The following is a 25,196-nucleotide window of genomic DNA, read 5'->3' as shown; positions in this document are numbered from 1 at the left end:
GCCCGTGCCACCTGACGTGAGACCACCTCGGAGCGGGCCGCGCACCGAGTCCGGTGAGGAGACGCCATGAGCCCCACGCCCGTCGACCTGACCCCCGCCGAGAACGTGCGCGTCCTGGGGAAGGTGCTCGCCCCCCTGGTGGCCCAGGGAGCGATCGTCCGCCGCCCGCGGATGACCGCCTGGGCCGAACGCCACCAGACCGACCGCACCGCACGTGCCGTCCTGGCCGACCTGCGTGCGCGCCACGGCGGGGCGCCGCTCGTCGTACGCCTCGGCACGCGCCGCCTCGTCGTCGTGGTCGAGCCCGACGACGTGCGTCGCCTGCTCGAGGGCTCGCCCGAGCCGTTCACCCCCGCGACCAAGGAGAAGCGCGCCGCCCTCGCGCACTTCCAGCCCGAGGGCGTGCTGATCTCCTCGACCGCCGAACGGTGGCACCGCCGGCCGTTCAACGAGAAGGTGCTGCAGACCGACCAGCCGGTGCACGACGACGGGGCGGCCGTCGTCGACGCCGTGCAGCGCGGCGCGGCCGACCTGAGCCGAGAGCTGGGCGCGAGCGGGCGGTTCGACGCCGAGACCTTCACCGACGCATGGTGGGGCACCGTCCTGGAGGTCGTCCTCGGGTCGAGGGCGCGCGGGGACCGCGAGCTCGTGGCACTGCTCAACACACTGCGGGGCGACGCGAACTGGTCGTGGCTGCACCCGGCCCGACCGGATGTTCGCGAGGAGCTCGAGGGCCGTATCGCGTCCTACCTCTTGAACCCTGAGCCCGGCTGCCTCGCCGCCGTCGCCCACCAGTGCGGACCCGCCACCGCGGTGGGCCAGGTGCCGCACTGGCTCTTCGCGTTCGACGCCGCGGGTGCGGCGACCCTCCGGGCGCTCGCGATCGTCGCCGCCCGTCCGGCGGTCCGCGAGCGCCTGCTCGCCGAGGCGGAGCCGGCCGGGCAGGGTCCGGCGCTCCTGCCCTACGCGCGGGCGTGCGTGCTGGAGTCGCTGCGCCTGTGGCCGACGACGTTCGCCGTGCTGCGTGACTCGACGGGCCCGACCGACTGGGGTGAGCGCACCCTGCCCGCCCATACGGGTTTCGCTGTGGTGAGTTCTTTCTTCCACCGTGACCCGGACCGGCTGGAGCACGCCGACGCGTTCCTTCCGGAGGCGTGGCTGGACGGCCGCAACAACGCCGACTGGGGGTTGGTCCCGTTCAGTGGTGGTCCGGCCGCGTGCCCGGGACGCAACCTCGTGCTGCTGGTCGCGTCCCACATGCTCACGCGGCTGGCCGGCCACGATCTGCGGGTGGCCCGCGGCCGCTACCTGGCCCGTGACCCGCTGCCCGCCACGGTGGACCACCTGGGCTTGCGCTTCCGGGTCGCCGGCAGTCGCTGACCCCGCCGGAGAGGCGGAGAGAGGAGGCTCGCTCGATGGAGGAGCTCGGGATGCTGCCCGGCGTGCCGCACCTGCGTTCGCTCGCGGAGGTGCGGGAGCTCGTCGAGGCGGTCTCGCCGCTCTACGTGCGGTTCAGTGGGGGCCCGGTGGCTGACGCCGCCACCGTGAGCCGGGACCACGAGAGCGGGTGTCTGCTGCCCGGTCTGAGCGTGAACCCGCTGACGCCGGAGCCGTGGTGGGACCGGGAGGTCGAGCACTGGCTCGCGCGGCAGCTGTGCCAGTACGCCCACCTGCTGGCGCCCGACCGCTACCCGTGGGCGCTGACCGGCGAGATCGCGGGGCGCGGGCCGGACTGCGAGCCGCTCCTGGTCGCGACCACCGCCGTCGCCTCGATCGACCGGTCGGTGGTGGACGAGGCGGCGCGGCTGTACGCGCGCGTCTTTCACCCGGGGGCCGACGGGCGGTGACGGACTCCTCGCCGGCCCTTCAGCGGCGGGTGGTGTTCCTGCCGTGGAGCACCCCGGCCAGCAGGACCACCAGCAGGCCGGCCAGCGGCACCACCAACAGGCCGTAGCGCAGGCCGACGGCGTCGGCGACCAGGCCGACCAGCGGCGGGGATGCGAGGAAGCCCAGCCGCATCAGCCACGACACGATGGTCAGGCCGGTGCCGGCGCGCAGGCCCGGAAGCTCGTCCGCCTCGTGCATGGCGGCGGGCACCAGCGTCGCGCTGCCCAGGCCGACCGCGGCGAAGCCGATGATCGTGCCGGGCACGCTCGGGAAGGCCAGGGCCAGCCCCATGCCGAGCGCGATGACGACGCCGCCCCCACGGGCGACCATCCGCTGCCCGAACCGGTCGACCATGCGGTCGCCGAGCAGCCGTCCGACGAACTGGGTCCCGACGAGCGCGACGAACCCGGTGGCGGCCAGCGCGGCGGGGGCGCCGAGCGTGCCGGACAGGTACAGGGCCGCCCAGGAGCTGCCGGCGTCCTCCGCGAGGGTGCCGCCGATCGCGATCAGCACGAGCGCCGCGAGGATCAGCAGCGTGCGCGGGCTGGCCGCGGCGCCACGCAGCCTGCTGTCCGGCCTCGAGCCCGCCGCCGCGTCGTCGGCGTCGCCGTCCTTGCCGGGAAGACGGAACCGCAGCGCCACCAGCGCCACCGTCGCGAAGATCGCCGTGGAGATGCCGAGGTGCACGCCGAGCGGCAGCCCGATCGCGATCGCCCCGGCCGCCATGGACCCACCCAGCACGGCGCCGACGGACCACACCGCGTGGAAGCCGTTGATGATCGACCGTCCGTAGCGGCGCTGCACGCGCAGGCCGTGGGCGTTCTGCGCCACGTCCGTGACGGCGTCCATCGCGCCGCCCAGCAGCAGGGCGAGGATCAGGAGACCGAACGAGGGGGAGAGCCCGGCGGCCAGCACGCCCAGGCCGGTGAGGATGGTTCCCGCGACCGCTGCCTGCGCGGACCCGAGCTTGCGGACCATGAAGCCGGCGCCGAGGCCCGCGATGATCGCCCCGGCCGGGAAGGCCGCGACAGCCAGGCCGTAGGTCGCGTTGTCGAGGCCGAGTGCGGCCTTGATCTCCGGGTAGCGCGGGACCAGGTTCGCGAACAGGGCGCCGTTGGTCAGGAACATGGCGGCGACGGCGGCGCGGGCGCGCCGGTCGGCGGGCTGCGGGCCGGAACCCGGGACAAGAGGCATGGGCACGACCCTACCCACTCTGCGTACGCTCGTACACATCGCCCGCTAGGGTGACCGCATGACTCAGGACTACTTCGCCGGAGACTCCCGGACCAACCGCGAGCGCATGCTCGCCGGCGACCTGTACATCGCGGACGACCCGGAGAACGCGCGGCTCGCGCAGCGCGCCCTGCGGCTCGCCGACGCCTACCACCGCGCCTCGGTCGCGGACGACGCCGGTGCCCGGTCGCTGCTGGCGGACCTCCTCGGGACGCTGGGGGAGGACGCGTACGTCAAGCCGCCGCTGTTCGTCGACTACGGCGAGAACATCCACATCGGCCCGCGCACGTTCGTCAACTACAACCTGACGGCGCTCGACGTCGCGCCGATCACCATCGGCGCGGACTGCCAGCTCGGCCCGGGGGTCCAGCTCCTGACGCCGACCCATCCGGTCGAGCCGGAGCCGCGCCGGGACAAGCTGGAGGCGGCGCTGCCGATCGTGCTGGGCGACAACGTCTGGCTCGGTGGGGGCGTCGTCGTGTGCCCGGGGGTGACGATCGGGGACAACACGGTGGTGGGAGCCGGCGCGGTGGTCACCAAGGACCTGCCGGCGAACGTCGTCGCCGTCGGGAACCCCGCCCGCGTGGTCCGCGAGATCTGACGGGAGGCGGCGGATGACCGTACGGCGGCACGACCCCGACCGCAGGAGCCGCATCATCGACGTGTGCCTCGACCTCATCGCGGAGGTGGGGGTGGCGGGGGTGTCCCACCGCAAGGTGGCGGCCGCGGCGGACGTGCCGCTCGGGTCGATGACCTACCACTTCACCGGCATGGACGAGCTGCTGCGGGAGGCCTTCGGCCGGTTCTCGCGGGGCGTCAGCGACGGGTTCGAGCAGCGGATGAGCGAGGCCACCGACCTCACGACGGCGCGCGCCGCCGTGGTCGAGATCATCACGCGGGACGTGTTCGGCACCCACCGGGACCTCGTGCTGACCCACGAGCTGTACACGCTCGCGGCCCGTGAGCCCGCCTACCGGGAGCTGACCAACGCGTGGATGGCGCGGTCCCGCGCGGCGCTCGAACGACACTTCGACCCGGTCACCGCCAGGATGCTGGACGCCCTGATCGAGGGGCTGACGATCCACCGCGCCCTGGACACCGAGGCCCCGCGGCCCGAGACGGTGACGGAGGCGGTGCGGCGGATCACAGCCGCGGGCTGAGCGGGTGCGGGAACATCCGTGCACCCGACGTGTTGACCCGGGTGTGAGCGAGGAACTGCGCCGGGCGACGGCGGTGGTGATCGGCGGCGGGCAGGCCGGCCTCTCGGCGGCGTACCACCTGCGGCACCGGGGATTCGTCAGCGCGGTCGAGCAGCCGGACGCCGAGCGCACCTTCGTCGTCCTGGACGCGAACCCCGCGCCCGGCGGTGCCTGGCAGCACCGCTGGGAGTCGCTGCGGATGGCGACGGTCAACGGCATCTTCGACCTGCCGGGCCTGGCCCAGCCCGCCGTCGACACGACGGAGCCGAGCCGCGCCGCGGTCCCGCGGTACTTCGCCGGCTACGAGCGGGAGTTCGCGCTCCCGGTCCTGCGCCCGGTCCACGTGGTGGCGGTGCGCCGCGCCGACGACGACCCGGACGGCGACCTCGTCGTGACGAGCGACCGTGGCACCTGGACCACGCGCGCCGTCATCAACGCGACCGGGACCTGGACCAACCCCGTGCTGCCGCGCTACCCGGGGCAGGAGACGTTCGTCGGCCGCCAGCTCCACACCCGCGACTACGTCCGGGCCGAGGACTTCGCGGGCAGACGCGTGGCGATCGTCGGCGGCGGCATCTCCGCGATCCAGCTCCTGGAGGAGATCTCCCGCGTGGCGACCACTCGCTGGTACACGCGCCGGGAGCCCGTCTTCCGCGAGGACGGGTTCCAACCCGAGACGGCGGGCCGCGAGACCATCACCAAGGTCATGTCCGACGTCGCGGCGGGCCGGCCGACCGGGAGCGTCGTCTCGTACACGGGGCTGATCTGGACGCCGTACGCGCTCGCGGCGAAGGCCCGCGGCGCCCTGGAGCGGCGGCCGATGTTCCGGGCGATCGAGCCCATGGGCGTGCGCGAGGCGGACAACACGTTCACCCCGGTGGACGTCATCCTGTGGGCCACCGGGTTCAAGGCCGACCTGGCGCACCTCGACCCGCTGGACCTCCGCAACGAGCTGGGCGGCATCGCGCTGACCGGTACCCAGGCCGCGGCCGAGCCACGGCTGCACCTCATCGGGTTCGGGCCGTCGCAGTCGACGGTCGGCGCCAACCGCGCGGGCCGGGAGGCGGCGGCGACGGTGGTGCGCCGGCTGCGGGTGCCCGTGGCGGGCTGACGGTCGTGCGAGGGTCAGGCCACCGCGTACGGGTGGCCCACACCACCCCGCGGCGGCCTGCCGCACCGCCCGGCCGTGTGCCAAAATCGGATCAGGACCTGAGGAGGTCCCCGGACGAGGGTTGCCGTACCCGGTGCGCGACAAGACGGCAACGAGGGAGCACACCATGTCCTGGATCGTCCTTGTCGTCTCCGGCCTTCTCGAAGCCGTCTGGGCCACCGCCCTCGGCCGTTCCGAAGGGTTCCAGAACGTCGGACCGACCATCGTCTTCGGGGTTGCCCTGGTCGCGAGCATGGGCGGCCTCGCGTTCGCCATGCGCGACCTGCCCGTGGGTACCGCCTACGCCGTATGGGTGGGCATCGGGGCGGCGACCACCGTCGCCTGGGCCATGGCCACCGGCGCCGAACCCGTCTCCGTCGTCCGCGTGCTGCTGATACTCGGCCTGATCGGCTGTGTGATCGGGCTCAAGGTCACGCACTGACAGCTGGTAGGCCGATCGCCGGTGGCGAACATCGGCAGGAAGCGGCTGTCGACCTGCTTGTGGGCGTGAGGTTCCCGCGTGGTGCTCACTGGGCCTCCTTGTGCCTGTGCGCTCCAGCTGTGTTGCTGTGCGTCGACATTGTCCACTGCGGGCAACACAGCCGGAGCGCGAGGGCTCAGCCCTCGACGGACGCCACGACCAGCCAGGCGGTGATCAGCACGATCACCACCATCAGCGACGTCTCGCGTCCGGCGCTGCGCCGCAGCAGGTTGCTCGCCTTGCGCGCGCTGCGGATCCTGGAGCGCCGTGCCGCCAGCTTCGGGACCACCCGGAAGTGGTTGTACGTGCCGATCGCCCCGACGACGGCGACGACGGCGACCTTCGCGAGCAGGAGGAGGCCCCAGGCGCTCTCCCAGATCTGCGCCGGACGGTCCAGGATCTCGACCGCCAGCACCACCCCCGCCGCGCCCACCACCGCCACGGAGACCGCGGCGACGACGGAGAAGCGGGCGCCGAGGAGCGCGGCGTCGAGCGCCCGTCCGTCCCGGCGCCGTTGGCGCAGCAGGATCACCGTCGCGACGACGCCGCCCACCCAGGTGGCCGCGGCCGCGAGGTGTGCGACGTCGGCGATCACGACCACCCAGCGTGGCTCGGCCGTGTTGCTGTGGCCGCCGAGCACGTGCCCGGCGCCGACGAGCACGCTCCCCAGGATCGCCAACCACGAGCCCGGCAACGTGCGCCAGGCCCCGACCGCGATCGCCGTGGCGCCGACGGCCTGGAGCCCGAGCGCCCAGCGGGTCGTTCCGGTGAGCGAGGCTGCGATCGAGGTGGGCGAGACCGCGGCGGCCAGGTCGCCGTGCGCCAGGTGCACCGATCCGGCCGCGACCTGGACCGTCAGGCCCACCAGGATCAGCGGCCCCGTCCAGCGGACCGTCCGCAGCACCACCGGGACGTCCTCCCGGTCCGGCCCGCGAAGCACCAGACCGGCGAACACCAGGGCACCGGCTGCGACGAGCCCGCCCCAGAGGGCCGCCGCGCTGCCCACACGCGTGACCACCGCCGCGGCGTCGGCCGCCGGGCTGTCCATCTCGGCGGCGTCATGGCCCATGTCGTGGTCCATGCCGCCGTCACCCTCGTGGCCGGTGTGCGGGCTGCCGCCGGCCGTCTCCTCCGGCTTGCCGGGCGCGGGTTCGGACGGTGCAGGGTCGGTCCCGGTCCCGGTCCCGGTCCCGGTCCCGGCGACAGCGAACCCGAAGGTGCCCTCCAGCGGGTGTCCGTCCTGGGCGGCGGCGGTCCACCTCACCGTGTAGTCGCCGGCAGCCAACGGCTCGGCGGGCGTCGCGACGAGGACGAGACCGCCCTCGGCCGTGGCGACGTCGGCCGTGACGGTACCCGCCGGGCCGGCGATGACGATCCCGTCGCCGAGGGAGGTCACCGGCAGGGTGAACGTCAGCGCCACCTCGTCGACCGGGCCGTCGGACGTCGAGCCGGCGGCGGGCGCCGACGACTGCAGCTTGGTGTGCGCGGCGGCGGGCGGTGCGCACCACGTCGCCAGCACGAGCGCCGCGAGCAGGCCGACCACCCAGCGGGCGGAGGCGCGCGCGACCCAGGAAGGTCGGACCATGTCTGGCTCCTCACGGACGGGTGGTGCGCCGGCTCGTCGCCGGCGCACCACCCATCGGTCACATCGAGGCGAGGAGATTCTCCATCGCCTCGATCTCGGACGACTGGGTCTCGACGATGGTCTGCGCCATCTCGACGGCGCTCGCGTCGGTGCCCTGCTCGACCTCTTCCTGAGCCATCTCCAGCGCGCCACGGTGGTGCGCGATCATCTGCTCGAGGAACAGGCGGTCGCTCTCCGGGGCCGTGGCCGCGTCGAGCGCACGCAGGTCCTCCTCCGACATCATGCCGCTCATCCCGGCGTGGCCGGCGTGCTCGGAGGTGCGCTCGGCACCCCACGTGTCGAGCCACTGGGCGAGCTGCTCGATCTCCGGGGCCTGCGCGGCCTTGATCTCGGTGGCCAGCTCGGTGACCTGCGGGTTCGTCCCGTCCTTGGCGAGAACGGCGTCGGCCATCTCCACCGCCTGCTCGTGGTGCGGGATCATCATCTGCGCGAACATGACGTCCGCGTCGTTGTGCGTGCCGGACTCGCCGGACCCGGATCCCGGGTCGGCGACGGTGGACGTGTCCTGCGGCGTCGGCTCCTCGGAGCCTGAGCAGCCCGCCAGGGCGAGTGCTCCGGCCAGGACGACTGCGGACAGAAGGGTGCGCTTCATCGGTTCTTCCTCTAGCTCGTTCAGCTCATCGGGGTAGCACTGACCGGCACGACCACGGTGCGTGGTCGCGCTGGCCGGGTCGACGCGGTGCGCGTCGACGCCGGGTCTACGTCCGGGAGATGCAGAGCTCGTGCAGGGAAGGAGCCGCGAGCGCGCGGAGGTCGACCGCCACCCGGGGTGCGGGCACCGACCAGGCGGGCAGGACCCGCCAGAGGAACCGTCGTGCGGGCACGACGAGGGCGAGCAGCGCGACGAGGATCATGAGGCACATCGCCATGGCGGCGTCGTGCCCGCCGCACCCGTCGCGGCACTCGCCCTCAGAAACCGCGGCGTTCACCGTCGCGGGGCTGTCCGGGGCGGGGACCGAGGGCAACGCGATCCCGCCGGCGGCGGCCACATCCTGCGCGACGACGGTGGAGGCGTCGTGCGGCCCGTGGTGGTGCGAGGTCGGTGACCCGCTCATCGAGTGCATGGTGACCACGCCGATGATGACCATCAGGATCATCAGCGCGCCGTTCAGGCGTCGCCCCGGCTCGGCGACCGCCGAGCGAAGGAACGAGATCACGAGCACGGCACGGAGGCTATCGCAATCACCCGCCGAGGCGAACTCGAGCGAGTGACGCGACCGCGTATGACAATGGTTCAGGTGACCGATACAGACACCTGGTCGCCGACCACGTTCGTGCGCAACGGCGACGTCGAGCTTGCCTACGACCGCTTCGGGGAGCGTGGGGGAGTCCCGCTCCTGCTCATGATGGGCCTCGCGATCTCCCGGTTCTGGTGGCCGGACGGCCTCTGCCGGGCCCTCGCGGACCAGGGCTTCGACGTGATCCGATACGACCAGCGTGACACCGGCGCGTCCACCCGGTTCAGCGACACCGTGCAGCGCGGGTACTGGCGCATGCTGTTCGGCCCCGGCGCCTATACGGCGGAGGACCTGGCTGACGACGCCGTCGCGGTGCTCGACGCCGTCGGCTGGGACCGCGCGGTGATGTTCGGGCACTCGCTGGGTGGCATCGTCGCGCAGCGGGTCGCGCTGCGCCATCCCGACCGGGTGCTCGGGCTCGTTTCGTGCGACGCCCCGCCGAGCGACGCTGTCGGGTACCGCGCGCTGCGCTACGTGCGGTTCGGTCTGGTCGCGCGCAACGCGACGAAGCGGTATCCGGCGGGCCGCGAGGGCGACATCGCCGCCTCCCTGGCCATCGCGAAGGGGATGGCGTCCCGGGCGAACCCGTGCGACGAGGCGGCGGCCCGCGAGCGGATCGAGCGCGGGCTGGAGGCCGGCCCGCGGGACATGGCCGGGATCGGCCGCCAGCTGCACGCGAGGTGGCAGGGCCCGCGGCTGCGCGAGATCCAGGCGCCGACGCTCGTGCTGCAGGGCGAGGACGACCCGCTCATCCGGACGTCGGCGGCCCGCGACGTGGCGCGCGCGATCCGGGGCGCGAAGCTGGTGATCCTCGACGGCATCGGCCACGACCTGCCGCCCGTGGTCTGGCCGACGATCGCGGAGGAGACCCGGCGCCTGGTGGGCTCGCGGACCACCTGACCGGGCCGTGCGGCTCACCGGTGATCGGCACGCTCCAGCTGCTGCGACAGGTCGAGCATCTCGCGGGCGAGGGCGTTCAGGCGGGCGCGGAGACCTGCTGTGCCCCCGGCGTCCGGGGTCGGCGTCGCCTGGGCTCGCAGCCCTGTGAAGGCGTCACCCGGGCCGGTGGCGTCAGGCTCCCGGACCACGTTGATGTCGAAGACGACCCGGTCGGCCCGGTGCCACGTGCGGAACACCTCGACCGGTCGCGCCGCCTCGTCGGTGCTCGTGCCCTCCAGCAGGAGCGCCGGCGTCCCGACCGGCACCTGGAGCAGCTCGGCGGTCTCCGTGTCGGCCCCCACCGCGCGGACCTGACGCTTGCCGGCCACGATCCGGGTGCCGAACCGGCGTCGGATCGTGGCGTGCAGGGAGGCGTCGGTCAGCTCCTCGGCCGTCAGGTCCCCGAACTCCTCGGGCAGCCACGTCTCGATGACGGCGAGCGGCTCCCCGCCGGCGCTGCGCAGCCGTCGCATGCGCAGCACCCGGCCCGAGCCGAGCGCGCCGGTGGCCTCCGAGGCCGGCTCGGGGCCGAGCTCGAGCACCTGGGTGCTGACGTGCACCCCGCCGTCCTCGACCTGGGTCGAGAGCCCCGGGACGCGCTGCACGAGGCGGTGGAGCTCGCCCCGCTCCCGGACGGTGGTGCCCCGGCCCCGCCGCCGCTCCACGAGGCCCTCCTGCTCCAGCGCGGCCAGTGCCTGCCGGACCACCGAGCGGGAGACCCCGTAGCGTTCCTGCAGCTCGGCCTCGGTGGGCACCTGCGCGCCCGGGGCGAGCGCGCGGCCGAGGATCTGCGCGCGCAGCTCGCTGCTGAGCTTGCGGTGGAGCGGCGTGCCGTCCGGTCCCGGGAGCGCCACCGTCAGCTCGCCGTCTTCTGCGCCGTCTGCCACACGTGGTCCCAGCCGGGCGCGAGCTCGGCGGCCCGCTCGATCGCGAGCACGAGGCTGGCCTCCCGGGCGATGCCCTGGCCGGCGATGTCGAAGGCGGTGCCGTGGTCCACGGAGACCCGCACGACGGGCAGGCCGACGGTGATGTTCACGCCGTCGTCGCCGTAGACCGCCTTGAAGGGGGCGTGGCCCTGGTCGTGGTAGCAGGCGATGACCATGTTCCACTTCCCCTTGACGGCCGCGGGGATGAGGGCGTCGGCGGGCAGCGGGCCGTGGGCGTTGATGCCGCGGGCACGGGCCTCCTCGACGGCGGGAGCCAGGATGTCGGCGTCCTCGTCGCCGAACAGGCGGTTCTCTCCGGCGTGCGGGTTGAGGCCCGCCAGGCCGATCGCCTCGTCGGGCCGGCTGAGCGCGGCGGTGAAGGCGCCCGCGAGGTCCAGGACGTTGCGGGTGCGCTCCGGCGTGATGTCCTCGATCGCCTGGCGCAGCGAGACGTGCGTCGTGAGGTGGAAGAAGTAGAGGTCGCCCGCGGAGAGCACCAGCGAGAAGTTCATGACCCCGAACTCGTGCGCGAGGAGCTCCGTGTGTCCCGGCCACTTGTGCCCGCCGGCGTGCATGGCCGCCTTGTTCAGCGGCGGGGTGACGATGCCGTCGACCTTGCCCTCGCGGGCCAGGCGGCAGGCCTCGACGACGAACCGGTAGGCGCCGTCGCCGGCCGCGGCGCTGAGCTCACCGACCGGGACGTCCGCGAGCGACGGCCCGGTCTGGAGCAGCTCGATGGTGCCCGGGGTGTTCGTGGCCTCGTCCGGGGACCCGATCACGCGGACGGTGGTGGGGTCGGCACCGAGCGCGGACACGGCCCGGCGCATGGCGCCCTCGTCGCCGACGACCACGGGGACGCAGCGTGCGCGCAGGTCGTCGTGGCCGAGCAGGGCCTTGGCCGTGATCTCCGGTCCGATGCCTGCGACGTCGCCGAGGGTGACGGCGAGAGTGGGGATGCTCAAGGGTTTACCTCCTGGTGGGAACAGTACGACCTCAGGTTCGCGAGGACGTCGACGACGGTCCGTGGGGTGCCGAACCCGCCGGCCTTCGTCACGACGACGGTGCCGTCGGACGGCCCGCCCTCGAGGTGGCCGAGGGGGACGCCCTCCGCCACCGACCCGGCGACCTGCACGCTGCGGGCGCCGAGGCGGGCGAGGACGGCGCGGGCACCGTCCCCGCCGATGAGGACTATCGCGTCCGGGTGGGTCCGGGCCGTGACCGCGGCGACCAGCTCCGCCAGCGCGTCCGCGGCCTGCGCGGCGCGCTCGCGGCCGGCCGGGGCGGGCCGTGCTGTCGGCTTGGCTGCCGGCTCGGGGTCCGGCTCCGGGGTGCGCACGAGGACCGTCACGGGCCGGGTCCCCGGACCGAGACCGGCGAGCCACGACGTGACCGCCTCGTGTGCCCCGACGGCGGGGTCCGGCACCAGCACCTGTGTGCCTGGTTCGGCCCGCAGGAGCTCGTCGGCCTGCTCGCGGGAGACCTCGTTCAGGGAGCTGAGCACCACGAGCGCCCGGTCGACGGCGACACGCGGCGGCTCGGGCCGTTCGCCTCCGCCGTTCCACCGCGGCGCGAGCGCGCCCGCGAGGCCGGCCGAACCGACCGGGACCGCGAGGGCGCCGAGCAGGGCGACCGCGTCGGCCAGGTGCTCCAGGTCGGTGTCCTCGACGGCGTCGACCACCACCGTGCCCGCGACCTCGCCGGCCTCGGCGAGGCGGAGCGCGAGGGTGCGCGCGTCACCGTCGGCGGAGACGAGGACGGAGCCGGGCAGGAGGGTGGTCAGGTCGCTGTCCTGGACCGGGGTGACGGGGTCGTGGCCGGCCGCGGTGGTGGCGACAGGCGCGCCGTCGACCAGCAGGACGCCGCCGCTGACCGTGCGGCGCAGCGCCGGATAGCTCGGGCAGACGACGGCGAACGCGCCGGGCACCTGATCGCGCCAGGCGGCCAGCGCCCCGGCGACCTGTCCGGCGACGCTCCCGCGCATCGTCGAGTCGATCTTCACGTAGAGCCGCTGTGAGCCCGCCGACGCCAGCGAGCGGACGGCGTCGGCGGTGGCCCGCGCGGCGTCGTCGTCGTCGAGCGGGCGGGCGTCGGTGACCACGGCGACCGCCGTCCGCTCGCCTGCCGGCAGGGCCTGGCCGAGCGCCAGGTGGCTGCGCCACCCGGCGCGGGCGAACTGCACCACGCAGTCGCCCGCTCCGGTGAGGTCGTCGGCGACGACGCCGACCGTGTCCCGGGTCGTGTCGGGCTCGTTCATGGCGTCCTGGCTCATGCCGTGCCGCGTTCCTCGGTCGCGGCGGCAGGCGTGGGCTCGGCGTCGTCCGCCGGGGTGAGGCCACCCTGCCGCTTGAGGACCATGGTCGCGATGAGCGGCGCGAGGATCGCGCTGACCAGGACCGCCGACGCGACCTGGGCCGTCGCCACCGCGACGTACGGCTCGAACGAGGGGTCGATCGCGCCGATGATCGCCGGCGTGGCGACGGCGTTGCCCGCCGTCGTCGCCGAGGCGATGGCGACGCCCGACTTCGCGCCGCGGCGCAGGATGAACCGGTAGCCCGAGTAGGTGAGCGCCGCGGTCAGGGCGACGGCGATGACGCCGACGAGGATGCCGCTCGCCCCGCCGGACACGACGTCGCGCAGGTCGATCCCGGTGCCGAGGGCGAACGCGAAGAACGGGATGACGATGTTCGGCACCGGGCGCATGATCTCGGTCCACCGCGGGTCCAGGTTGCCGACGACGAAGCCGAGCACCAGCGGGATGATCGCCGCGAGGAAAGCCGTCAGCGGGATGTCCGCCAGCCCGGAGGCGCCGAGGAAGAGCATCGAGATGAACGGACCGTCGTTCAGGGCCGAGGCCATGTAGGCACCACGGTCACGGGCGTCGCCGTACTTGCCGGTGAAGGCGAGCCACAGGCCGCCGTTGCTGTTGTCCACGGTGGCCATGAGGGCCAGGATCGAGACGCCGAGGAAACCCTCGATGCCGAAGATGCTGCCCGCCAGGGCGACCAGCGCCGCGGGGATCAGGGACTTCGTCAGGAGCAGCGTCCCCGTCGCGGCCAGGACCGGCCCGGAGGTGCGGGCGGTGATCTGCATCCCGGTCGCGAAGATCAGGACGGCGATCAGTGGCAGCGCCGAATCCTTGAACAGCGCGGTGGTGAACGAGCCCAGCTCGAGGAAGCCCGGGAAGAACGTCCCCACTATCGAGCCGAGGACGAGCGGGATGAGCATGAGCCCGCCCGGGACCCTGTTCATCCAGTCGTAGAGGGGGACTATCGACCTCGGTGAGCGCCCGGCATCCATGGCGAACCTCTCGTTCGTGCGTCGCCGACCATGGCGCGCAGTTGTTAGGACAAGAAAGTACGGACGAAGTTACGCCCTTGCGCGGGCACGGGCAAGTCCCGGCGTCTAGCGTGGTCCCGGTGACGGACGTGTGGACCTGGCCGGCCGAGATAGGCGTGCTGTTCGGCGTGCTGCTGTTCGTCGTGCTTCTCGTACCGATCCTCGCGATCCAGGTCCGCAGGTACGGGGCCATCAGCCTGGTCCGCCTGATCGGCGCGGCGGCGCTCGCGATCTACGGGACGGCGCTGCTGGCGTACACCCTGCTGCCGCTGCCGGGCGGTGACCTGGCCGCCTGGTGCACCCAGCACGGCCACGAGGGCGCGCAGCTGCGGCCGGGGCAGATCTTCGCGGACATCCGCGAGCGCACCGCCGGGCTGTCCCTGGGCGCCACGGTGCGGGACATCTCGGTGCTCCAGGGTGTCTTCAACGTCGTGCTGTTCGTGCCGTGGGGCATCCTGGTGCGCCGCTACCTGGGCTGGGGCCTGCTCGCGTCGGCGGCCTCGGCGCTGGCGGCGTCGCTCCTGATCGAGACGACCCAGCTGACCGGGATCTTCGGCCTCATCCCGTGCTCGTACCGGCTGGCCGACGTGGACGATCTCGTCACCAACACGGTGGGCGGCGTGCTGGGCGCGCTGGTCGCGCCGTGGGTGCTGCGCTGGATGCCGGGTGCGCGGACCCTGACGGCGGCCCGGGGCGTGCCGCGTCCGGTGACGGTCTGGCGCCGCTGGCTCGGCATGGCCGTCGACGCCGCCGCGTACGGTGGGCTGAGCTTCGTGCTCAGCATCACGTGGGGCCTGGTCACCTACCTGACGACGGGCCTGGCCGCCTCCGACACTGCGGTGTCGTGGCTGGTCACCAGCGTGCTGCCCTGGCTGGCGGTGTTCCTCTACCCGCTCGTGACGGGCGCGGGGGAGTCGCTGGGGCAGCGCACGGTGTGGCTCGCGGTGGTGCCCGACGGCGACGGCGCGGGGCTGTCCGCGCGGGCGCGGGCCCGGCGCGGGCTGGCCGGGGGAGCGCTGTGGGGTCTGCTCCAGGTGCTGGCCGACGCCTCCACGACGTTCGACGTGGGCGTGCTCGACGGCGCGGCGGCGCTCGGCTTCGTCCTCGGTGTGGTGTACGTCGTGGCCGCGCCGTTCAGCGTGGGGAAGCGAGGGCTCTCGGGCAGGATGGCGCCGTACCGGCTCGCCGACGCACGTCAGCCCGAGCTTCGACCGTCGCGGCCGAGCAGGTGACGAAGGGCCGGCTCCAGGGTCGGGTGCCGGAACCGGTGTCCGCGCCCGAGCAGGGCCGCCGGGTAGAGCCGCTGGCTGGCCTCGGCGAGCTCGGTCGCCCCCTCCGGGCCGAGCAGCAGCCGCGGTCCCAGGCCGGGGACCGGCAGCACCGCCGGCCGGCGGAGCACGCGGGCCAGGGTCTTCGTGTACGCGGCGTTGCGGACCGGCTCGGGTGCGACGGCGTTGACCGGGCCGGACAGCCCGGCGTCGTAGAGCGCGCGGTGGTAGACGTCCACCAGGTCGTCGATGCCGATCCACGACTGCCACATGTGGCCGTCGCCGAGCCTGCCGCCCAGGCCCGCCGAGAACAGGGGGTAGAACAGGCGCAGCGTCCCGCCGCGCGGCGACTGCACGAGCCCGGTGCGCACGTTGACCACCCGGAGGCCGGCCTCGGCGGCATCGGCGGTCGCCTGCTCCCAGTCGGCGACGACGTCGGCGAGGAACCCCTCGCCCCGTGCGGCGGACTCGTCGAGCACCTCGTCGCCGCGGTCCGGGCCGTAGTACCCGATCGCCGAGGCGGAGACGAACACCGTCGGCCCGTCCGGGGTGCGCCCGGCGAGCTCGGCGAGCGACCGGGTCGGGGCGATCCGTGAGCCGCGGATCGCCGCGCGGTGCGCGTCGGTGAACCGGCCGGCGATCGACGCGCCGGCGAGGTGGACCACGGCGTCCACTCCGCGGAGCAGGTCGTCCGCCGGGGCGGCCGGGTCCCAGCGCCGCTCGTCGGGTCCGTGCGGCGTGCCGCGCACCAGACGGATCACGCGGTGGCCGGCGGTGGTCAGGAACGGCGCCAGCGCACTGCCGACGAACCCGCTGCTGCCGGTCATCGCGACGACCATCGGCCGGTCGCCGCTGTTCCGTGCGGTGGCCTGGGCCGCCAGGTCCATGCGGAGCTGGCGGTGCCGGTAGGCGAACATGGCGCGCAGCAGTCCGGGCGGCACGTTGGTGTGCACCGTGTCGGTGATGCGGGTGCGCGTGCCCTCGTCGCGCAGCTCGTGCACGTGCCGCCAGCGCACGCCCCAGCGCAGCGGCGCGGAGACCAGCTCGTCGACGAACCGTTCCGGTGGCTCGTAGTCCGAGTGCCGCGCCACCCAGCGCAGGCCGAGCGGGAGGCCCAGCACGGCCTCGCCGTCAGCCAGCGACGTCGTCTCCCGGACCACCCGCATCGGTGTCCACGGCGGCGTGAGCCGCGCGACGGCGCCGGGTCGCTCGTGCCAGGCGAAGACCTCGGAGCGCGGGTAGGCGACCACGCTCGACCAGGTCAGCGGCTCGACCAGCGTCATGGCAGGCCTCCGTTCCGTAGGACGTGCACGATGAGGATCATGGTCACGGCGGTGCCCACCGCGTAGTTGACCCACAGGAAGTGCCGCCACCCGCCGTTGGCCCGGGCGGAATCCTCGTCACGCAGCCGCGCGTAGGGGAGCGCGAGCGCGAGGTAGGGCAGCACGAGCAGGCCGGCGAGCGCGCCGGGCCAGCCCGTGGTGGCGACCAGGAGCCCCGCGGCGGTCCAGGCCGCGAGGGCGAGGCGGACCGTGGTGGCGGCGCCGAGCGCCGTCGCGATCGAGGCGATGCCTCCCTTGCGGTCCGGGACGACGTCCTGGACCGCGCCGAAGGCGTGGCTCGCCATGCCCCACAGGAGGAACGCGCCGAGCACCGCGTACGTCCCGGCGGTCGGGGCCGCCTGGGCGAGCGTCAGGCCGTACACCGCCGGGCTGACGAAGTGCACGCTGGACGTCAGCGAGTCGAGCACCGGCACCTCCTTGAAGCGGAACGGCGGCGCGGAGTAGGCGACCAGCGCGAACAGGCTGACCGCGAGCGCCACCCAGGACAGCGGTGGGCCGAGCAGGACCAGCGCCGCCACGAAGGGGACACAGGTGACGACCGACGCGACGAGGATCGTGCGGTGCCGCGCCGGCGGGAGCAGGGCGCCCTCGACGCCGCCCTTGCGGGGGTTGGCGAGGTCGGAGCCGTAGTCGAACACGTCGTTGATCCCGTAGAGCGCGAGGTTGTACGGGACGAGGAAGAACAGCGTGCCGATGATCAGCGAGGCGTCGACGTCCCCGGTCGTCAGCAGGTACGCCGCCGCGAACGGGTAGGCGGTGTTGATCCAGCTCAGCGGGCGCGAGGCGCGGACGAGGTCAGCGATCATGGCGGCCTCCGAGCAGGGACCAGAGTGCGGGCAGCAGGATGACGGCGGCCAGGGGGTAGGAGAAGTCCTCGATGGGCGCCAGGCCGATCCCGATCCCGGAGATGTGGGCCTCGGAGTAGGTGAACAGCCCGCTCGCGATCATCAGGTTGTCGAACACCGCGGTGAGGGTCAGCAGGGCGGCCGCGGCGAGCGCGATGGCGCGCCATCCCGCCGGGGGTGTCTTCGCGCGGTATGCCAGGACGGCGACCGTCGTGGCGAGCGCGAGGAAGCCGAGGGCGAGCAGGAGGTAGGTCATCGCCGGGCCTCCGCGCGGTCCAGGACACGCTGGGCGCCCATCACCAGCACCATCGTGAGCTCGCACAGGAAGAGCAGGAACACGAGCTCCTCGAGGGGCAGCTCGGGGGCGAGCATGACCCCTGTCATGTACTGCCCGGTGCCGTGGACGAACACGCCGAGCGCGATGCCCGCCACGTCCCACGCGAGGAAGAAGGCGGTGCCGACCGCGAGGACGGCGGCCGCGCGCGCCGGGGAGCGCCAGCAGAACAGCCGGAACCTGGCGTCCAGGACCAGCACCCCGGCCGCCGAGACCAGCAGCACGGCGAGGTAGGCGTAGCTCACCCGTCCTCCCGCAGGGGTCCGGCGGTCGTGTCGTCCCGGAGCCGCTTGACGACGAGCTCGGCGCTGATCAGGCACATGGGCAGCCCGATCCCGGGGATCGTCGTCGCGCCGGCGTACAGCAGGCCGGACACGCGCGAGGACGCGTTCGAGCCGCGGAACATGGCGCTCTGACGCAGCGTGTGGCCAGGGCCGAGGGCGCCGCCGCGCCAGGCGCCGAAGTCCCGCTCGAAGTCGGCGGGGCCGATCGTGCGCCGCACGACGACGCGCTCGGCGAGGTCGGGCGTGCCGGTCCACTGCGCGATCTGCGCGATGGCCTCGTCGGCGATGCGCTCCACTCCCGCGTCCCCGGCGCCGTCGACGCCGCCCGCACCGATGGTGGTGTCGGCGGGCACGGGGACCAGCACGAACAGGTTCTCGTGCCCGGGTGGCGCGACATCGTCGGTGGCGCTCGGGCGGCAGACGTAGAGCGACGTCGGCGTCGGCACCGAGCGGTGCTCACCGAAGATGGCGTCGAACCCCTGCTGCCAGTCACGGGCGAACAGCAGCGAGTGGTGCGCCAGTCGCGGAAGCTCGCCGCGGACGCCCAGGAGCACGAGCACGGCCCCCGGGCCTGGGTCGCGCCTCCGCCACCAGCGGTCGCTGTGGCTGCGGTGCGCGGGGTCGAGCAGCTGGTGCTCCGTCACGTGCAGGTCCGCGGTCGACACCACGACGTCCGCCTCGAGGTGGTGCGTGCCGCCGGTGCCGTCGTCGACCTCGACGCCGGTCACGGCGCCGTCCGCCACCGTGATCCGTTCCACGCGCTGGCCGGTGCGTACCTTCGCACCCGCACGCTGGGCGACCCGGGCGACGGCGTCGATCACCGCGCCGAAGCCGCCGCGCGGGTACAGGACGCCCTGGGTCACGTCCAGGTGGCTCATGAGGTGGTACATGCTGGGTGCGGCGTGCGGTGAGGTGCCCAGGAACACCGCCGGATAGCCGAGGATGCGGCGGGCCCGGTCGTCCGTCGTGTGGCGCGCGATGAAGTGGTCCAGCGGCTCCCCGAGCAGGCGGGCGAGGCGCGGCGCCTGGCGGACGAGGTCGCGGTCGAGCAGGGGCCCGAGCGACGCGTACGTCGCGTACAGGAACCGCTCCGTGGCGATCCGGTACGTCTCCGCCGCGGAGTCCAGGTAGGCGTCCAGGCGCCGGGCGGACGGCGGGTCGAGCGCCATCAGCGCCTCGCGGGCGCCGTCGGCGGGCAGGTCGAAGGGTTCGGCGTCGCCCTCGAAGAAGACCCGGTAGGAGGGGTCGAGCCGCACGAGGTCCAGCTCGTCGCGGGCGCTGGTGCCGAGCAGCCGGAAGAAGTGCTCGAAGACCTCCGGCATGAGGTACCAGGAGGGGCCGGTGTCGAACCGGAAGCCGTCGCGCTCCCACCGCCCGGCCCGGCCGCCGAGCTCTGTCCGCGCCTCCAGCAGCGTGACCTCGGCCCCGTCCCGCGCGAGCAGGGCGGCGGTCGCCAGACCCGAGATGCCGCCGCCCACGACGACGACCCGCCGGCCACGGATGTTGTCGGTCATGCCCGTGCCCCCGTCCGAGTGCCGGCGAGGACCGTCGCGGCGATGCGCAGCTTGACGGCTGTCGGCACGGACACCCGCTGCCCGCGCAGCCGGTCGGCAGGAGTGTGCCGCAGCCGGTCGTTGAGCTCGGCGAAGAGGCCGGCGGCCAGTGCCGTGGCCCGGCGTGGCCCGATCGGGAGCAGCGGGATGACGGCACGCGCGGCGGCGAGGTCGCCGTCGATGTCCTTGACGATCACCGCCTTGTGCTCGTCGTCGAGCCGGTCGGGACCCGTGCCCGGAAAGTAGGACCGGCCCAGGCGGTCCTCGTCGTCACCGAGGTCACGCAGGAAGTTGATCTTCTGGAACGCCGCGCCGAGCCGGCGCGCTCCCTCTTCCAGGCGGCCACGTGCCGCGGGGGAGACGGGCGACCCGTGCAGGAAGGCGCGCAGGCACATCAGGCCGACGACCTCCGCCGAACCGTGCACGTAGGCGTCGAACTCCCCGGCGCTGAGCGTGGCCATCGGGTCGAGATCGCGGCGCATCGAGGCGAAGAAGGGGCGCACCAGCGTCTCGTCGATGCCGACCGTCCGCGCGGTGGTGGCGAACGCGTGCACCACGATGTTCGCGCTGAACCCGCAGCGCAGCGCCGCGTAGGTCTCGGTCTCCAGCGCGTCGAGGGTGCTGCGGCACTCGGCGGGCGCCAGGCCCGCCTCGTGCGCGGGGCCGTCGACCACCTCGTCGGCCACCCGCACCAGCGCGTAGATGTCCTCGATCATGGCGCGCTGCGCGGGCGGTAGCAGCCTGGTGGCCAGGCTGAACGACGTCGAATAGGCGCCCAGCACCTGGGCCGCGGCCACGTGGGCCGTGTCCGTGTAGAGCGCGAGGGAGGACGACGGGTTCATGACTCACGCTCCGCGAGGGTGTCCGCGAGGCCGACCAGCTCGCGCCGCAGGCTCGTGGGCAGCGCGGAGCCGCCGATCACGGCGATCGCCTCACGCCGCATGACGTCGACGAGCTCCGTGGTCTGGTCGCGCGCACCGCTCGCGACCAGGGCGTCCCGCAGGAGGCCGGCGCCGGCCCGGTCGAGCTGGGGATCACCCCACAGGTGGCGCACCGCCGTCCAGGCCGGCTGGCCCTCGGCGAAGGCGACGAGCAGCGTCCGCTTGCCCTGGCGCAGGTCGCTCGTCGTGCTCTTGCCGGTACGGTCCCCGTCGCCGAAGACGCCCAGCAGGTCGTCGCGCAGCTGGTAGAGCACGCCCAGCGCGATGCCCACCCGGTCCAGCTCGATCGAGACGTCCGCGCCCGCCCCGGCGAGGGCCGCCCCCGCCCGCAGCGGTGCGGCGAACGAGTAGCCGGCGGTCTTGTTCTCCATCATCCGCACCACCCGTTCGGGTGTCGCCGACGCCGTGCCCAGGCCGAACGCGATGTCTTCATGCTCGCCTGCCGCGGCCCGGAACAGGCTCTCGTCGACGATGTCGGAGAGCTCGGCGCGCACCTCCGGCCGTACCCGGCCGACGAGGGTGTGTGCCGCGCTGAGCAGCAGGTCGCCGCCCAGGATCCCCGACGCGTCGCCCCACGCCGCAGCGACTCCTGGAGACAGGCCGTCGTCCGCCACGTCGTTCGCGAACTCGGCGGAGACGGTGGGCCGTCCCCTGCGGCTGAGGTCCTGGTCCATGACGTCGTCGTGCAGCAGCAGGGCGGTATGGAGCAGCTCGAACGCCGCGGCCGCCGTGGTGGCGTCCTCGAGGTGCGTGCCGCCGAACGCCGCATGCGTGTTGAGCAGCAGCCGAGGGCGCAGGCGCTTGCCACCCTCGGACGACCGGGCCAGCCGCCGCCACAGGAGCGCGTAGTGCTCGGCGAGCGGGGTGGCACGCCGGATCCGGTCCTCGAAGAAGTCGGTGAGGACGGCGTCCACGGCGTCCCGGGCGAGGGTCTCGGTCATCACGGCGTCCCTCCGGCTGGAACCGTTCCGAGGCTGAACGTGCCGGTGGAGCCCGGGGGTGTATAGAGCGTCAGCTCGTAGGCCTGACGCACGAACCAGGGGGAGAACGCCCACGGTGCCGACCGGAGCGCGGTCCCCAGCGCGGCGGGATCGGTCCAGTGCTCGTCCATGACCTCGGCCGGGTTCGGCCACGGCTCGCCGTCGGTGACCGCGAGGTAGACGGGGCAGACCTCGTTCTCCACGATTCCCGAGGCGTCGACGGCTCGGTAGCGGAAGTCGGGCAGTACCACCCGTAGGTCGCGCACGGTCAGGCCGAGCTCCTCCTGGGCGCGGCGGACGACGGCGTCCTCCATCGGCTCGTCCGGCTGCGGGTGGCCGCAGAAGGAGTTGGTCCAGACGCCGGGCCAGGTCAGCTTGCCCAGCGAGCGGCGGCTCACCAGTACCTGGCCGGCGGCGTTGAGCACGTGGCACGAGAAGGCCAGGTGCAGCGGTGTGCTCTCCGAGTGCACGAGGTGCTTGAGCTCCGACCCGATCGGCGCGTGGTCCTCGTCCAGCAGGACGACTCTCTCTGTCGGCACGTGCCCTCCTCGATGGGTTTAACTAGCCAGGCTATATTCAAGCACAGGAAGCATTAATCCAGGGAGGGGAGCGGGCGTGGTGCCTGAATCTGAGCCGGTCGAGCCGACCGAGCTGTCGATGTTGGATCCCCGTGTCCTGGATCCCCACCAGGAGATCGTGCGGAGAGCCGGCCTCGACGACGACGAGGTGGACCAGGTGGTGCGGGTCCTCGCGGGGCTCCGGAGCTGGCGGGAGGCCGAGCAGCGGCTGAGCGAGGCGTCGCGCCGGTACATGAAGCTGGGCGAGACCGACATGCGCGCGCTGCGCTTCGTCATCGCCGTCCAGCACCGGGGAGAGATCGCGACGCCGGGGGCCATCGCCGCGCATCTCGGCATCTCGTCCGCCTCGACCACCAAGGTGCTCGACCGGCTCACGAAGGGTGGGCACGTCCGCCGCCTTCCCCACCGTTCCGACCGGCGCAGCCTGGCGATCGAGGTCACCGAGGAGACGCGTCAGATCGCTCAGCGAACCGTCGGCCGCAGCCACGCCCGGCGGTTCGAGGCGGCAGCGCGCCTGAGCCCGCGGGAGCGGGAGATCGTCACCCGCTTCCTGAACGACCTCGCGGGCACGGGCGATGAAACCCTCCCGGCACCTCAGTCCCAGCATCCGCGCCGTCCGGCGAAGTAGTCCCGGGCCACGCGTGCGTGCTGGTCGTTCACCAGGGCGGGCAGCTCGTCCTCGGTGAAGTGGGCGAGCGCGCGCGTCTCGGCGCCGTCGCACGTCAGGGTCCCGGAAACCGCCTCGGCGACGAAGAAGGTGGTGATCGCCTGCGCCGAGTCCCCGTTCGGATACGTGTCGATCCCGGCGCTGTACACGCCGAGGAGGGAGGCCACGGAGACCGTCAGCCCGGTCTCCTCCCGGCACTCGCGCTCAGCCGCGTCCGCGACGGTCTCGCCGAGCTCTACCGCGCCCCCGGGAAAACCCCAGACGGCCGTGTCGCGGTCCCCCCGCTGCTGCAGGAGCACGCCGCCGTGCTGGTTCGCGATCACACAGCCGGCGAAGTTGAGAATGATCGTCTGCCGGCCGACGAGGCTGCGGATCCAGCCGATGTAGTCCTTCATGTGCTCCCCAGGTGGTGTAGACGGAGTGCGGTACATGACAACTGTCATGCATCGACCGGTGCAGAACGCACCCGAGCACATGACCGGTGACACTGCCCCGCACCAGGCCGCGGCAGCAGAATGAGACGCATAGCGGATCGGACGACGGTCAGCGCACACCGGTTCGAGACCTTCGTGCGCTGGTCCACCTACACGGTCACGTTCGCGCCCGTCGCCTCGCTCATCGGCGGGGCGCTCGCTGACGAGCGGGTGGTCGGCGAGCATCGCACCGCGTTCGTCGTCGCCCTCGCGCTGTCGCTCGCGCTCGTCGCCGGGAACGTCATGATCAGCCGCTGGAGCGTCGACCTCCTCGTCGGGCGCCCACGGCCGGTCGCCGCCCGCGCCGTCGTCGTCTGGCTGCTGGTCCTCGCGGGACTCGTCGCGGTGACCCTCGCCATCCCCGTGCAGGTGATGGGACTGACCGCGGCGGTCGCGGTCGGGTCGGCCGCCGCGGTGCTCGTGCTCATGCTCGACGCGCGCCGGACGGCCTACCTCAACGCCGCGATCGTCGTCCTCGCCGCCCCGCTCGTCGCCGTCGCAGACACCACGCTCGTGGTGACCGGCGTGCTCCTGATCAGCCTCACCCTGTGGAGCTACTGGTCCAGCGGATGGCTGCTGCGAGTCCTGCGCGAGCTCCAGGAGGCGCACGAGGACCGGGCGGCCCTGGCGCTCGCGAACGAGCGCCTGCGCATCTCCCGCGACCTGCACGACGTGTTCGGCAGGACGCTGGCGACCATCGCGGTCAAGAGCGAGCTCGCCTCCGAGCTGGTCCGCCGGGGCAAGGGCGACCGGGCCGCCGAGGAGATCACCGCCGTGCGAGGACTCGCCCAGGAAGCGGGCAGCGAGGTGCGGCGCGTCGTGCGGGGAGAGGTCAGCGTGACGTGGGACGGCGAGGTGTCCGGTGCACGTTCGCTTCTGGGCTCCGCCGGCATCCGCTGCACCGTGGCCGGCGACCCCGTGCCCGAGGAGTGTGCCGAAGGGCTCGGGTGGGTCGTCCGGGAGGGCGTGACGAACGTGCTGCGCCACTCCGCGGCGACGCACGTCACGCTCGCGACCTCGAACCAGGACGGCGAGGTGGTGCTCACCGTCGCGAACGACGGTGTGGGCCGAGGGCCGGACGGCGCTCATGCTGCGGCAGAGCCGAGCGCGGCGCGGCCCGACGGCGGTACGGGCCTGCGCGCGATGTCCGAACGGATCAGGGTGCTCGGCGGGAGCATCACGACGAGCCGCGACGGAGACTGGTTCCTGCTCGAGGCAACGATCCCCCTCCCGGAGAGAGTTCTCGCATGATCCGCATCCTCGTCGCCGACGACGAACACCTCATCCGCGACGCCATCGCCGGGCTGCTCGACCTCCAGGAGGACTTCGAGGTGGTCGGGCAGGCGGCGTCCGGCACAGAGGCGATCGCGGCGGCGCTCCGGCTCCGGCCCGACGTCGCGCTGCTCGACCTCCAGATGCCCGGGCCGGACGGCATCGACGTGGCACGCCGGCTCTCCGCCGAGCTACCCGAGTGCCGCTCCATCGTCGTGACGTCGCACGGACGCCCCGGCTACCTGAAGTCGGCGCTCGCAGCGGGCGTGCGCGGCTTTCTCCCGAAGACGGTGTCCTCCCGCATGCTGGCAGATGTCGTGCGGAAGGTCGCGAGCGGCGGCCGACACGTCGACCCGGAGCTCGCCGCCGAGGCGATCGGCGCGGGCGACTCCCCGCTGACACCGCGCGAGACCGACGTCCTCGCCCTCGCGCGCGACGGTGCCCCCGTCGACGAGATCGCCCAACGGGTCTCCCTGTCGCGGGGGACCGTGCGCAACTACCTGGCGGCGGCGATCGCGAAGCTCGGTGGTGCCAACCGCCACGAGGCCGCGCGCATCGCCGCCGAGCACGGCTGGATCTGACCGACCACGAGCTTTGGAGCATCGATGTTCAAGGAGTGGTCGA

28 protein-coding genes and 1 riboswitch are annotated in these 25,196 nt (G+C 73.4%); of the genes, 11 read left to right on the top strand and 17 right to left on the bottom strand.

The window, feature by feature from the left end; translation table 11 throughout:
- Positions 1-66: 66 nt before the first annotated feature.
- Together LUU90_RS23915 and LUU90_RS23910 are read left to right on the top strand one after the other, a co-directional pair.
- Positions 67-1,380, top strand: coding sequence for a cytochrome P450 (locus LUU90_RS23915; RefSeq protein ID WP_275006510.1), 1,314 nt, complete (start codon positions 67-69; stop codon positions 1,378-1,380).
- Positions 1,381-1,415: 35 nt separating this feature from the next.
- Entirely contained in the window at positions 1,416-1,847 is a 432-nt protein-coding gene (locus LUU90_RS23910) for a DUF6098 family protein (RefSeq protein ID WP_275006508.1), read from the top strand.
- Between the two features lie 19 nt (positions 1,848-1,866).
- Here LUU90_RS23910 and LUU90_RS23905 read toward each other — a convergent pair whose 3' ends face one another.
- The gene (locus LUU90_RS23905; RefSeq protein ID WP_275006506.1) at positions 1,867-3,081 is read right to left on the bottom strand and encodes an MFS transporter; all 1,215 of its coding nucleotides are present in this window, start codon (positions 3,079-3,081) and stop codon (positions 1,867-1,869) included.
- Positions 3,082-3,139: 58 nt separating this feature from the next.
- Between LUU90_RS23905 and LUU90_RS23900 the strand changes: the two genes are divergently transcribed.
- From LUU90_RS23900 to LUU90_RS23885, 4 genes are all read left to right on the top strand, one after another.
- Positions 3,140-3,721, top strand: coding sequence for a sugar O-acetyltransferase (locus LUU90_RS23900; RefSeq protein WP_275006504.1), 582 nt, complete (start codon positions 3,140-3,142; stop codon positions 3,719-3,721).
- Between the two features lie 13 nt (positions 3,722-3,734).
- On the top strand, positions 3,735-4,280 hold the full coding sequence (locus LUU90_RS23895; RefSeq protein WP_275006501.1) for a TetR/AcrR family transcriptional regulator: 546 nt from the start codon (positions 3,735-3,737) through the stop codon (positions 4,278-4,280).
- Between the two features lie 43 nt (positions 4,281-4,323).
- Entirely contained in the window at positions 4,324-5,430 is a 1,107-nt protein-coding gene (locus tag LUU90_RS23890) for an NAD(P)-binding domain-containing protein (RefSeq protein WP_275006500.1), read from the top strand.
- 90 nt (positions 5,431-5,520) lie between these two features.
- A riboswitch (guanidine-III (ykkC-III) riboswitch) is annotated at positions 5,521-5,585 on the top strand.
- Between the two features lie 11 nt (positions 5,586-5,596).
- Entirely contained in the window at positions 5,597-5,911 is a 315-nt protein-coding gene (locus LUU90_RS23885) for a DMT family transporter (RefSeq protein ID WP_275006498.1), read from the top strand.
- Positions 5,912-6,086: 175 nt separating this feature from the next.
- Here the strand turns inward: LUU90_RS23885 and LUU90_RS23880 are convergent, their stop codons facing one another.
- The 3 genes from LUU90_RS23880 to LUU90_RS23870 all read right to left on the bottom strand — a co-directional run bounded on the left by LUU90_RS23880 (position 6,087) and on the right by LUU90_RS23870 (position 8,758).
- Complete coding sequence (locus LUU90_RS23880; RefSeq protein ID WP_275006495.1) at positions 6,087-7,535, bottom strand: copper resistance CopC family protein; 1,449 nt, start codon at positions 7,533-7,535, stop codon at positions 6,087-6,089.
- Positions 7,536-7,593: 58 nt separating this feature from the next.
- Positions 7,594-8,187, bottom strand: coding sequence for a DUF305 domain-containing protein (locus LUU90_RS23875; RefSeq protein WP_275006493.1), 594 nt, complete (start codon positions 8,185-8,187; stop codon positions 7,594-7,596).
- A gap of 106 nt (positions 8,188-8,293) precedes the next feature.
- On the bottom strand, positions 8,294-8,758 hold the full coding sequence (locus LUU90_RS23870; RefSeq protein ID WP_275006491.1) for a DUF6153 family protein: 465 nt from the start codon (positions 8,756-8,758) through the stop codon (positions 8,294-8,296).
- 75 nt (positions 8,759-8,833) lie between these two features.
- Between LUU90_RS23870 and LUU90_RS23865 the strand changes: the two genes are divergently transcribed.
- Complete coding sequence (locus LUU90_RS23865) at positions 8,834-9,733, top strand: alpha/beta fold hydrolase (protein ID WP_275006490.1); 900 nt, start codon at positions 8,834-8,836, stop codon at positions 9,731-9,733.
- A gap of 14 nt (positions 9,734-9,747) precedes the next feature.
- Here the strand turns inward: LUU90_RS23865 and LUU90_RS23860 are convergent, their stop codons facing one another.
- Genes LUU90_RS23860 through LUU90_RS23845 form a run of 4 tightly spaced genes read right to left on the bottom strand, consistent with a single transcriptional unit; the run spans position 9,748 to position 13,995 of the window.
- Positions 9,748-10,659: a GntR family transcriptional regulator gene (locus LUU90_RS23860; RefSeq protein ID WP_275006488.1), complete on the bottom strand. Its 912-nt coding sequence runs from the start codon at positions 10,657-10,659 to the stop codon at positions 9,748-9,750.
- Positions 10,629-11,660, bottom strand: a complete 1,032-nt coding sequence (pdxA, locus tag LUU90_RS23855) for a 4-hydroxythreonine-4-phosphate dehydrogenase PdxA (protein ID WP_275006486.1) — start codon at positions 11,658-11,660, stop codon at positions 10,629-10,631. Before pdxA ends, LUU90_RS23860 begins: the two co-directional genes overlap by 31 nt.
- Positions 11,657-12,967, bottom strand: a complete 1,311-nt coding sequence (locus LUU90_RS23850; RefSeq protein ID WP_275006484.1) for a four-carbon acid sugar kinase family protein — start codon at positions 12,965-12,967, stop codon at positions 11,657-11,659. The genes pdxA and LUU90_RS23850 overlap by 4 nt, the downstream gene beginning before the upstream one ends.
- On the bottom strand, positions 12,964-13,995 hold the full coding sequence (locus tag LUU90_RS23845; protein ID WP_275006481.1) for a 2-keto-3-deoxygluconate permease: 1,032 nt from the start codon (positions 13,993-13,995) through the stop codon (positions 12,964-12,966). The genes LUU90_RS23850 and LUU90_RS23845 overlap by 4 nt, the downstream gene beginning before the upstream one ends.
- A 119-nt stretch (positions 13,996-14,114) precedes the next feature.
- On the opposite strand from LUU90_RS23845, the gene LUU90_RS23840 reads away from it, so the two are divergent.
- Positions 14,115-15,266, top strand: coding sequence for a VanZ family protein (locus LUU90_RS23840; protein WP_275006479.1), 1,152 nt, complete (start codon positions 14,115-14,117; stop codon positions 15,264-15,266).
- Here the strand turns inward: LUU90_RS23840 and LUU90_RS23835 are convergent.
- Genes LUU90_RS23835 through idi form a run of 8 tightly spaced genes read right to left on the bottom strand, consistent with a single transcriptional unit; the run spans position 15,230 to position 22,121 of the window.
- Positions 15,230-16,585, bottom strand: coding sequence for a TIGR01777 family oxidoreductase (locus LUU90_RS23835; protein ID WP_275006476.1), 1,356 nt, complete (start codon positions 16,583-16,585; stop codon positions 15,230-15,232). The two genes, LUU90_RS23840 and LUU90_RS23835, sit on opposite strands and share 37 nt — an antisense overlap.
- Positions 16,582-17,451: a prenyltransferase gene (locus tag LUU90_RS23830; RefSeq protein ID WP_275006474.1), complete on the bottom strand. Its 870-nt coding sequence runs from the start codon at positions 17,449-17,451 to the stop codon at positions 16,582-16,584. The genes LUU90_RS23835 and LUU90_RS23830 overlap by 4 nt, the downstream gene beginning before the upstream one ends.
- Positions 17,441-17,746, bottom strand: a complete 306-nt coding sequence (locus LUU90_RS23825) for a lycopene cyclase domain-containing protein (protein WP_275006473.1) — start codon at positions 17,744-17,746, stop codon at positions 17,441-17,443. The genes LUU90_RS23830 and LUU90_RS23825 overlap by 11 nt, the downstream gene beginning before the upstream one ends.
- Complete coding sequence (locus LUU90_RS23820) at positions 17,743-18,069, bottom strand: lycopene cyclase domain-containing protein (RefSeq protein WP_275006470.1); 327 nt, start codon at positions 18,067-18,069, stop codon at positions 17,743-17,745. Before LUU90_RS23820 ends, LUU90_RS23825 begins: the two co-directional genes overlap by 4 nt.
- A complete protein-coding gene (gene crtI / locus LUU90_RS23815; protein WP_275006468.1) occupies positions 18,066-19,622 on the bottom strand; it encodes a phytoene desaturase family protein in 1,557 nt (518 codons plus the stop codon). Before crtI ends, LUU90_RS23820 begins: the two co-directional genes overlap by 4 nt.
- Positions 19,619-20,503: a phytoene/squalene synthase family protein gene (locus LUU90_RS23810; protein ID WP_275006466.1), complete on the bottom strand. Its 885-nt coding sequence runs from the start codon at positions 20,501-20,503 to the stop codon at positions 19,619-19,621. Before LUU90_RS23810 ends, crtI begins: the two co-directional genes overlap by 4 nt.
- Positions 20,500-21,543: a polyprenyl synthetase family protein gene (locus tag LUU90_RS23805; RefSeq protein WP_275006464.1), complete on the bottom strand. Its 1,044-nt coding sequence runs from the start codon at positions 21,541-21,543 to the stop codon at positions 20,500-20,502. The genes LUU90_RS23810 and LUU90_RS23805 overlap by 4 nt, the downstream gene beginning before the upstream one ends.
- Complete coding sequence (gene idi, locus LUU90_RS23800; protein ID WP_275006463.1) at positions 21,543-22,121, bottom strand: isopentenyl-diphosphate Delta-isomerase; 579 nt, start codon at positions 22,119-22,121, stop codon at positions 21,543-21,545. The genes LUU90_RS23805 and idi overlap by 1 nt, the downstream gene beginning before the upstream one ends.
- A gap of 76 nt (positions 22,122-22,197) precedes the next feature.
- On the opposite strand from idi, the gene LUU90_RS23795 reads away from it, so the two are divergent.
- Entirely contained in the window at positions 22,198-22,788 is a 591-nt protein-coding gene (locus LUU90_RS23795; RefSeq protein ID WP_275006461.1) for a MarR family winged helix-turn-helix transcriptional regulator, read from the top strand.
- Here LUU90_RS23795 and LUU90_RS23790 read toward each other — a convergent pair.
- Positions 22,755-23,222 (bottom strand): NUDIX hydrolase, encoded by a 468-nt coding sequence (locus LUU90_RS23790; protein WP_275006459.1) that lies wholly within the window; start codon positions 23,220-23,222, stop codon positions 22,755-22,757. The two genes, LUU90_RS23795 and LUU90_RS23790, sit on opposite strands and share 34 nt — an antisense overlap.
- Positions 23,223-23,342: 120 nt before the next feature.
- Between LUU90_RS23790 and LUU90_RS23785 the strand changes: the two genes are divergently transcribed.
- On the top strand, positions 23,343-24,551 hold the full coding sequence (locus tag LUU90_RS23785) for a sensor histidine kinase (protein ID WP_275006456.1): 1,209 nt from the start codon (positions 23,343-23,345) through the stop codon (positions 24,549-24,551).
- The gene (locus tag LUU90_RS23780) at positions 24,548-25,153 is read left to right on the top strand and encodes a response regulator transcription factor (protein WP_275006454.1); all 606 of its coding nucleotides are present in this window, start codon (positions 24,548-24,550) and stop codon (positions 25,151-25,153) included. Before LUU90_RS23785 ends, LUU90_RS23780 begins: the two co-directional genes overlap by 4 nt.
- The last annotated feature ends 43 nt before the right edge of the window (positions 25,154-25,196 follow it).

Source organism: Promicromonospora iranensis (assembly GCF_028994775.1).
Taxonomy (GTDB): domain Bacteria; phylum Actinomycetota; class Actinomycetes; order Actinomycetales; family Cellulomonadaceae; genus Promicromonospora; species Promicromonospora iranensis_A.
The sequence above is the reverse complement of the archived record's forward strand: the minus strand, read 5'-3'. Positions and strand labels throughout refer to the sequence as shown.